Raw genomic sequence first — 7943 nt, 5'->3', positions numbered from 1 at the left:
CCTGTAAAATACAGGTTAACAACGGCTGCTTAGTCGGTCTTATTTAAATGTGTCTACTTGACAGGGGTAAGTCCAAATTTAAACAGTCTTTTTTATAGTAATTATAAATACTAACTATAGCAGATTTTCTTTAATATTTTATTACAAAATAGTAAGGTCGTGCTAATCCCAATTCTTAATGAATACATTATTATGTATTGTTATGAAAAGGGAGGTCATATACGTGAATAAAGATCAGTATCGATTTTACAATGTAAGTGAGAGAAATATGAGTTTTGATCATGTAGTTGATCGGCTATATCATTTTGTAAAAAATGATCCTAATAAACAATATCGACTTTCCATTGGAACAGATTCTCAAGTTCATAGTAATGGAACTAAGTTTATTACGGCACTTCACTTGCATAGAGTAGGTAATGGCGCTTGGGGATGTTTACATACTTGTTGGCATCACAAGAAAATCCGAAATTTAAAAGAGAAAATATTTCTAGAAACTATGTATAGTCAGGAAATAGCTTTTTTATTATCACCTTTTCATTTAGAAAAAATTTTTAGTCCTCTTCATGAAAATGCTAATTCGAATAATTTTAGTTTTGAAATTCATCTAGACATTGGTACGATGGGGCTAACGAAAGAGTTTATACAAGAAATGACATCTAAAGTATCTGCAATGGGCATCATTCCTAAGATAAAACCTGATTCTTATACAGCATTTAGTTATGCAAATAAATTTACAAAATAAGAAGTTTAAACTAAATAAACATTGATTAGAATGAGGATTAGGAGGGATGATGGATGCTAAGTGAACAAAATTTCACAGAAGATGAACTGTCTTTATTGGTCGACACAGTGATGAAACAAAATTATGCAATTGAACTCATTTCATCACAGATAACGGATATAGAAAATGGATTAATGGATGCAGGCGAGGATCAATATGAAAGATTGATTCATTTATATCAAAAATTAAGGGATTTAGGGCTATGAAGACAAATATAGATGAACGTTTAGATAATAAATTATTTATCTAAACGTTTTTTTGTTTTTTGAATAGTTATAGATAAATAAGTAAATTTTTAAGAAAAGTTAAATTGGAAAGGGGTTACAAATCTGATAATATAGGGATGGGGACATAGTCCTTAATCGAATAAAATAGTGTATAGGATTTTTTCCATACAGATGAATAGCAAAGTTGTATGTGTATTTATTTGATGTTTGTTTATGAATAGATAATTTCTACCATTTTTAAATACTTTTGCTTTTCTATTGGGGGACGATGTTTGTGATTAGTATTGATGGTTCACAATTTTTTGAACATAAAGTAGAAGAAGTAATTATATCAAGTGAAAAAGTAGCTCATGTACAAATTGGTAACAGTTTGGAGCATGCATTATTAGTACTTACAAAATCTGGATACTCTTCAATTCCAGTGTTAAATCCGAAGTTTCAGTTGCTAGGTTTAATTAGTACGTCTATGATATTAGACGGAATACTTGGATTAGAAAGAATTGAATTTGAACGTTTGAGTAATATGAAAGTTGAAGAGGTAATGGGTACTGAGATACCTTTATTAAAAACGACTGATACGCTCGCTAAAGGGCTTGAATCTGTAATTGATCATCCATTTGTATGTGTGGTTGATGCTAATAATACTTTTGAAGGTATATTAACTCGTAGAGCGATTTTAAAACAATTGAATAAAAATGTGAGAAGATATAATAAGCATTAGCGATTAAAAAGTAAGTCATCATCAAATTGACTTACTTTTTTAATGTTGGTTTTCTTGGGAAAAAGAATTGTTGACGAGTCAAATCCAATTTTTATGAATAAAGGCAAGGGGGGATTATGTGCAAATTGATGATATACGTTTAATAATTACTTTGTCTGAAGAGAAGAATATGAGGAAGGCAGCAGAGAGGTTATTTGTTTCTCAACCAGCTTTAAGTCAAAGGCTACAAAATTTAGAGAAGCAGATTGGTAGTGAATTGTTTATTCGTTCTCAAAAAGGATTGATTATTACTGCATCTGGTGAAATCATATTAAATTACGCGAAAAAGATGGAAGAAACATATCAAACAATGTTAGAGCAGTTACAAATTTTAAAATCCGATATTTCGGGTACTTTAAAGATTGCCGTTTCTTCTGTTGTTGCGCAATACTGGTTACCACCAGTTTTAAAAAAATATGTGTCAAGCTATCCTGAAGTACAAGTTTCACTTTTTACAGGTTGGAGTAGTGAAATTACAAATCGCTTATATGAAAATGAAGTTCATCTAGCAATTGTCAGAGGAAACCAAAATTGGTTTGGAGAAAAGGAATTACTATTTTCTGATGAATTATTATTAGTTGATACAAAAAAACATAGTCTAGAGGAATATAAAACAATTCAAAGACCATTTATTCAGTTTAAAAGTAATTCAAATTATTATCAGCTTATCCAGTCATGGTGGTATGAGCATTTTAATTCATTACCAAAACATGAAATTGTAGTCGATCAAATTGAAACATGTAAGCAATTTGTTTTGAATGGTTTAGGCTTTGCGATCTTACCTTCCTCTGTATTACATGATGTTAGTGATGAAAATATTATAAAAACACCTTTAATTACAAAAGAACAATCAGGTTTATATCGCGATACATACTTACTTTATAATCGAGATGCAATGAAATTAAAACAAGTAGAAGGATTTATAGAATCAATTCGAAAAAAAAATAAAGATTAATCGACAAAATGTTGCTAGTTACTTACTAGATTTGATAGAGTATTCTTATTGATAATAATAAAGGGGGCAATTCATTATGAAATTAATGGACGCAAATGAAATTATTGCATTTATTGCAAATAGCACGAAAAAAACACCTGTAAAGGTTTATGTAAAAGGTCAATTAGACAAGCTTACTATTTCTGAATCAGTTCAATCATTTATTTCTCAAAATTCTGGAGTTTTATTTGGTGAGTGGGATGATGTTAAAGTAATCCTTGAAGAGCAAAAAGAATACATAGAAGATTATGTAGTAGAATCAGATCGTCGTAATTCAGCAATTCCACTTTTAGATGCTAAAGGTATTAAAGCTCGTATCGAGCCAGGTGCGTTTATTCGTGATCAAGTTACAATTGGTGACAATTCAGTTATTATGATGGGTGCTGTAATTAATATCGGTGCAGTAATTGGAGAAGGTACAATGATCGATATGAACGCCGTACTTGGTGGTCGTGCTACAACAGGTAAAAACTGTCACGTAGGTGCTGGTGCTGTTTTAGCTGGCGTAATTGAGCCACCATCAGCAAACCCAGTTATTCTTGAAGACAATGTACTAATTGGTGCAAATGCAGTAGTTTTAGAAGGTATTAGAGTAGGTGAAGGCGCAGTAGTAGCTGCAGGTGCAATTGTTACTGAAGACGTTGCTCCTTATACTGTGGTTGCAGGTGTTCCTGCTAGAAAAATCAAAGATATCGATGATAAAACAATTTCAAAAACTGAAATCATTCAGGCTTTACGTCAACTAAATCAATAATAACAAGAAGTAAGCGTAGAATTTATTTTTCTACGCTTTTTTTGGAGGAGTTAAAATGGATTCATTTATTAAAATTAGAAGGGATTTACATTTAATCCCTGAACTTGGTTTTCAAGAATTCAAAACACAAGCGTATTTACTAGATTATTTATCTAGTTTAAATCAAGAAAGAATGGTAATTGATACATGGAGAACAGGTATTTTCGTTCGAGTAAAAGGGTTAAAATCTACTAGAACGATTGGTTACCGTACAGACATTGATGGATTACCAATGAAAGAAAACACAGGATTAGAGTTTTCATCGATTCATGAAGGCAATATGCATGCCTGTGGCCATGATGTACATATGAGCATTGCGCTTGGTGTTCTGACTAATATTGTTAATGAGCCAATCGATGACGATGTCGTATTTATTTTTCAACCAGCAGAGGAAGGCCCAGGTGGAGCGGAACCCTTACTTAAAAGTGAAGAATTTAAACCATTTAAACCAGATGTAATCTATGGTTTACATATAGCACCTGAATATCCTGTTGGTACAATTGCAACGAAACCTGGTATGTTATTTGCGCATACATCAGAACTTTTTATTGATTTTCATGGCTTAAGCGGTCACGCAGCTTTCCCTCATTTAACGAATGATATGATCGTTGCATCAAGTCATTTTATCACTCAAGTTCAATCAGTAGTATCAAGAAATGTAAATCCATTAGATAGTGCTGTCATTACGATTGGAAAAATAACTGGTGGTACAGTTCAAAATGTTATTGCAGATCATGTTCGAATAGAAGGTACGATGCGAGCGTTAAGTGAAGAAGCAATGCTGAAATTAAAAAATAGAATTGAAAGTCTTGTGAATGGATTTCAAGAGAGTTTTCAGTGTAAAATAGAAGTAGATTTTGGAAGTAATTACTATGGAGTAATAAACGATGAATCGTTGACGAATGAATTTTTTAATTTTGCGAAACAATATGACGGTATTGAGGCCGTGCTTTGCAATGTTGCAATGACAGGTGAAGATTTTGGTTATATGACAAAAGAAATTCCAGGCCTGATGTTTTGGATTGGCGTAAATTCGGAATTCGGACTCCATAATCAAAAATTAAACCCAGATGAAAATGTAATTCCATTAATGATTCGATTTATATCTGACTTTATGAAAAAGCAACAATGAAAATGATTTTCAGTTAATAATAATTATAAATTAATATTGACTTTAAATAAGTAGTTTACTATAATATCACTTGTATGATAAATAGTTACATAAATATTGGAGGTAATAACGATGGCAGAACGTTTAGTAGGAAAACAAGCACCACGCTTTGAAATGGAAGCAGTTTTAGCAAATAAAGAATTTGGTAAAGTAAGCTTAGAAGAAAACATGAAAAACGATAAATGGACAGTATTATACTTCTATCCAATGGACTTCACTTTTGTATGTCCAACTGAAATCGTAGCAATCTCTGATCGTTACGACGAGTTTGAAGATCTTGATGCAGAAGTTGTAGGTGTTTCTACAGATACAATTCACACTCACTTAGCATGGATCAACACTGATCGTAAAGATAATGGCTTAGGTCAATTAAAATATGCATTAGGTGCAGATACAAACCACGCTATTTCTCGTGACTATGGCGTATTAATTGAAGAAGAAGGTATTGCATTACGTGGATTATTCATCATCAGCCCAGAGGGTGAATTAATGTACCAAGTAGTACACCATAACAACATCGGTCGTGAAGTTGATGAAGTTTTACGTGTACTTCAAGCTTTACAAACTGGTGGACTTTGCCCAGCTAACTGGAAACCAGGTCAAGCAACTCTATAATTCTAAACAATTAAGAATTAATGTCAAAGGTCTAACTCATAGTTAGGCCTTTTTAAACACAATTACGAAAAGTGGAAGGCGTTTGTTAAAGACCCGACAAGCATAAGGCAAGGACCGAGAAAAGTTGGTTTTTACTTTTATCGGTCATTGACTTATGACCTCGAGGGTCTAACGCCTGGAACTAGACAAAACGAAAAGTAGAACAAGCTCACTTAGAGCTAATGAAACAAGTAGGAGGACTATAAAATGAGACTGCGCTCACCAATGCCTGAATTAGATGGTGCAACAACAGTATTAAATGGAGAAATTCAAAAAGAAAACCTAATCGGTGACAAACCAACATTAATTCATTTTTGGTCTGTTAGTTGCCATTTATGTAAAGTAGCAATGCCAAACATTAATGCTTTCAGAGATGAATATAAAGATCGATTAAATGTAGTAAGTGTTCATATGCCAAGATCTGAAGATGATTTAGATATCGATAAAATTAAAGAAGTTGCTGAAGAACATGGAATTACACAAACAATATTAGTTGATAACCAACATACAATTACAGATGCTTTTGAAAATAAATACGTACCATCATATTACGTATTTGATAAAACAGGTGTATTACGCCACTTCCAAGCTGGAGAAGGCGGAATGCCAATGTTAGAAAAACGTGTTAATCGCGTACTAGATGAAGCGGCAAAAGTAGAATAATTTTCAGATTGCATCATCACTTGGGAGACTTTTTTTAAAAGTCTCTTTTTGTGTTTGAGCAATCTTCATCTTGAAACTAGTAGAAAGTGTATTTTATAGTTATAATGAAAGAAAACTAATCTTTAGTTTAAGGAATTATTCTGTAGGAGGAAAAAAGTTTGGAGATTCAAACAATCGCAATCTTTATCTTATGGTTGTTTTTATATGCCTACATGATTATTGCTTCAATTGATTTTGGTGCAGGATTTTATGCGTTTTATACGATTACAACTAAAGAAGAACCAAAATTAATTGGCTTAATAAATCGACATCTTTCATCTATTTGGGAGCTGGCTACATTATTTTTCATTTTCTTCTTTATAGGAGTAGTTGGTATATTCCCGAGGGTAGCATATTATTATGGTGTTCCACTATTAGTTCCAGGTAGTGTAGCGATGATTTTTTTAGCAATTAGGGGCTCGTTTTATACTTTTCAGCAATACGGCGGAAATAGGAGTAAGTTCTTTTTAATTTTGTATGGCGCGACAAGTCTATTGATACCTGTTACATTATCGACTGTTTTAACAATTTCTGAAGGTGGTTTTATTATCGAGAATGGAACAGATATACGATTTTATCCATTTAAATTAATTACGAATTCATATTCACTATCTGTAATGCTTTTAGCTGTATGTTCAGTTCTATTTATTAGTGCAATGTTTTTAATTTATTCTGCAAATCTTATAAATGATACAGAGTCGGAAATTAAATTAAGAAAGTATGTACTAGTGTGGTCATTACCAACTATTATTTCAAGTATCATCGTATTTTTGTCAATGAAATTACATAATAAAGTTCATTTTGATCGAATGCATAATGTATGGGAATTCTTCCTTCTATCTTTTATTTGCTTTTGTATAGCGATTTATTTTGTAATAAAAAGAAAAAGATATGGTTTAGCGTTTATATTAGTATTATTGCAATATTTCTTCGCATTTTTTGGATATGGAATAAGTCATCTACCATTTATCTTATATCCTTATTTAAGAATCGAAACAAGTTTTGCTAAGAGTAGTTTAGCAATCGTGCTAATTATACTGTTTGTAGTATTTTTTATCTTATTTACTGTGTATTTTATATTTTTAGTTCTTAATAAACCTTTCTTTATGAAAGTGTTTTTAAAAAGTAATGATAAAAATGACTTTCAAGATTAATAAGAAGATAAATATTTATTATTATGGAATACCACGAATTAATGAATTCTGTGGTTTTTTATTTTTTATAGGCTCTGTGAAAACAGTTTGCTGATTTACTTATGCAACTAAGTGGCGGTTTAGTTTCATAAGAAATGGTATTATAAAATTAACAAAAAGACTATTTAGGAGGAATTAATGGGGTTAGAGCATGAATTTTATCTTATTCCAGATACAATTAGCGTAAACCAAATTTGGAAATTAAGAAAAAACAATAATGTAATTGAAAGCGTTAGAATACATGATGATATTATCCAATATATAATGGACTCTTTAAATTGGATACCTAGTAAAAATCCATCAACTAGTGGGAACATGAATAGAAAAGGACTTAATTATTATGGAGAGACTCTATTTGAACAACAGTCTTCAGAAAAGATAATTGCAATATTTACTTCATGGAAAGACTTATTTAGAAATGGACCCAAAGTGTTAAAACTTAGAGGTAATTTTGTTTATGAGGAAGATGATGGATATGGAGAATATGAAAAGTTATTCATCAATCGAGACGAATTAATTAGCAAAGTAGAAAAAATGATAGCAATGGCAGAGAAATTATCAGAAGGTAATTTTTATTTATATCATTTGGGGATTTAAATAGAGCATTCGATTTTTTTATGTAACTAACGCAATGTAATAGTTGTATAAGTTATCTTTTAAAAAGGGAG

10 protein-coding genes are annotated in these 7943 nt (G+C 31.4%); all 10 read left to right on the top strand.

Going from position 1 to position 7943, the window contains the following annotated elements; translation table 11 throughout:
• Nucleotides 1-268: 268 nt before the first annotated feature.
• The 10 genes from AN960_RS06625 (at nt 269) to AN960_RS06580 (ending at nt 7872) form a co-directional block, all read left to right on the top strand.
• Nucleotides 269-742 carry a ribonuclease H-like YkuK family protein gene (locus tag AN960_RS06625; RefSeq protein WP_390312802.1) on the top strand — a complete coding sequence of 158 codons (474 nt, stop codon included), beginning with the start codon at nt 269-271 and terminating at the stop codon, nt 740-742.
• 53 nt (nt 743-795) lie between these two features.
• Nucleotides 796-987: an antirepressor AbbA gene (gene abbA, locus AN960_RS06620; protein WP_056468609.1), complete on the top strand. Its 192-nt coding sequence runs from the start codon at nt 796-798 to the stop codon at nt 985-987.
• A 295-nt stretch (nt 988-1282) separates the two neighbouring features.
• Nucleotides 1283-1729 carry a cyclic-di-AMP-binding protein CbpB gene (cbpB, locus tag AN960_RS06615; RefSeq protein ID WP_056468606.1) on the top strand — a complete coding sequence of 149 codons (447 nt, stop codon included), beginning with the start codon at nt 1283-1285 and terminating at the stop codon, nt 1727-1729.
• Between the two features lie 118 nt (nt 1730-1847).
• Nucleotides 1848-2723, top strand: coding sequence for a transcriptional regulator CcpC (gene ccpC / locus AN960_RS06610; protein WP_056468602.1), 876 nt, complete (start codon nt 1848-1850; stop codon nt 2721-2723).
• Nucleotides 2724-2799: 76 nt separating this feature from the next.
• The gene (gene dapD, locus AN960_RS06605) at nt 2800-3516 is read left to right on the top strand and encodes a 2,3,4,5-tetrahydropyridine-2,6-dicarboxylate N-acetyltransferase (RefSeq protein ID WP_056468599.1); all 717 of its coding nucleotides are present in this window, start codon (nt 2800-2802) and stop codon (nt 3514-3516) included.
• Between the two features lie 55 nt (nt 3517-3571).
• Nucleotides 3572-4687 (top strand): N-acetyldiaminopimelate deacetylase, encoded by a 1116-nt coding sequence (locus AN960_RS06600; RefSeq protein ID WP_056468595.1) that lies wholly within the window; start codon nt 3572-3574, stop codon nt 4685-4687.
• Nucleotides 4688-4798: 111 nt separating this feature from the next.
• Nucleotides 4799-5341, top strand: coding sequence for a peroxiredoxin (locus tag AN960_RS06595; RefSeq protein ID WP_056468592.1), 543 nt, complete (start codon nt 4799-4801; stop codon nt 5339-5341).
• A gap of 246 nt (nt 5342-5587) precedes the next feature.
• Nucleotides 5588-6043 carry a TlpA family protein disulfide reductase gene (locus AN960_RS06590; protein ID WP_056468588.1) on the top strand — a complete coding sequence of 152 codons (456 nt, stop codon included), beginning with the start codon at nt 5588-5590 and terminating at the stop codon, nt 6041-6043.
• A gap of 158 nt (nt 6044-6201) precedes the next feature.
• The gene (locus AN960_RS06585) at nt 6202-7236 is read left to right on the top strand and encodes a cytochrome d ubiquinol oxidase subunit II (RefSeq protein ID WP_082459398.1); all 1035 of its coding nucleotides are present in this window, start codon (nt 6202-6204) and stop codon (nt 7234-7236) included.
• Between the two features lie 177 nt (nt 7237-7413).
• Complete coding sequence (locus AN960_RS06580) at nt 7414-7872, top strand: hypothetical protein (RefSeq protein ID WP_056468585.1); 459 nt, start codon at nt 7414-7416, stop codon at nt 7870-7872.
• Nucleotides 7873-7943 lie beyond the last annotated feature (71 nt).

Origin of the sequence: Bacillus sp. FJAT-25509 (assembly GCF_001420605.1) — a bacterium.
GTDB lineage: Bacteria > Bacillota > Bacilli > Bacillales > Bacillaceae_G > Gottfriedia.
The sequence above is the reverse complement of the archived record's forward strand: the minus strand, read 5'-3'. Positions and strand labels throughout refer to the sequence as shown.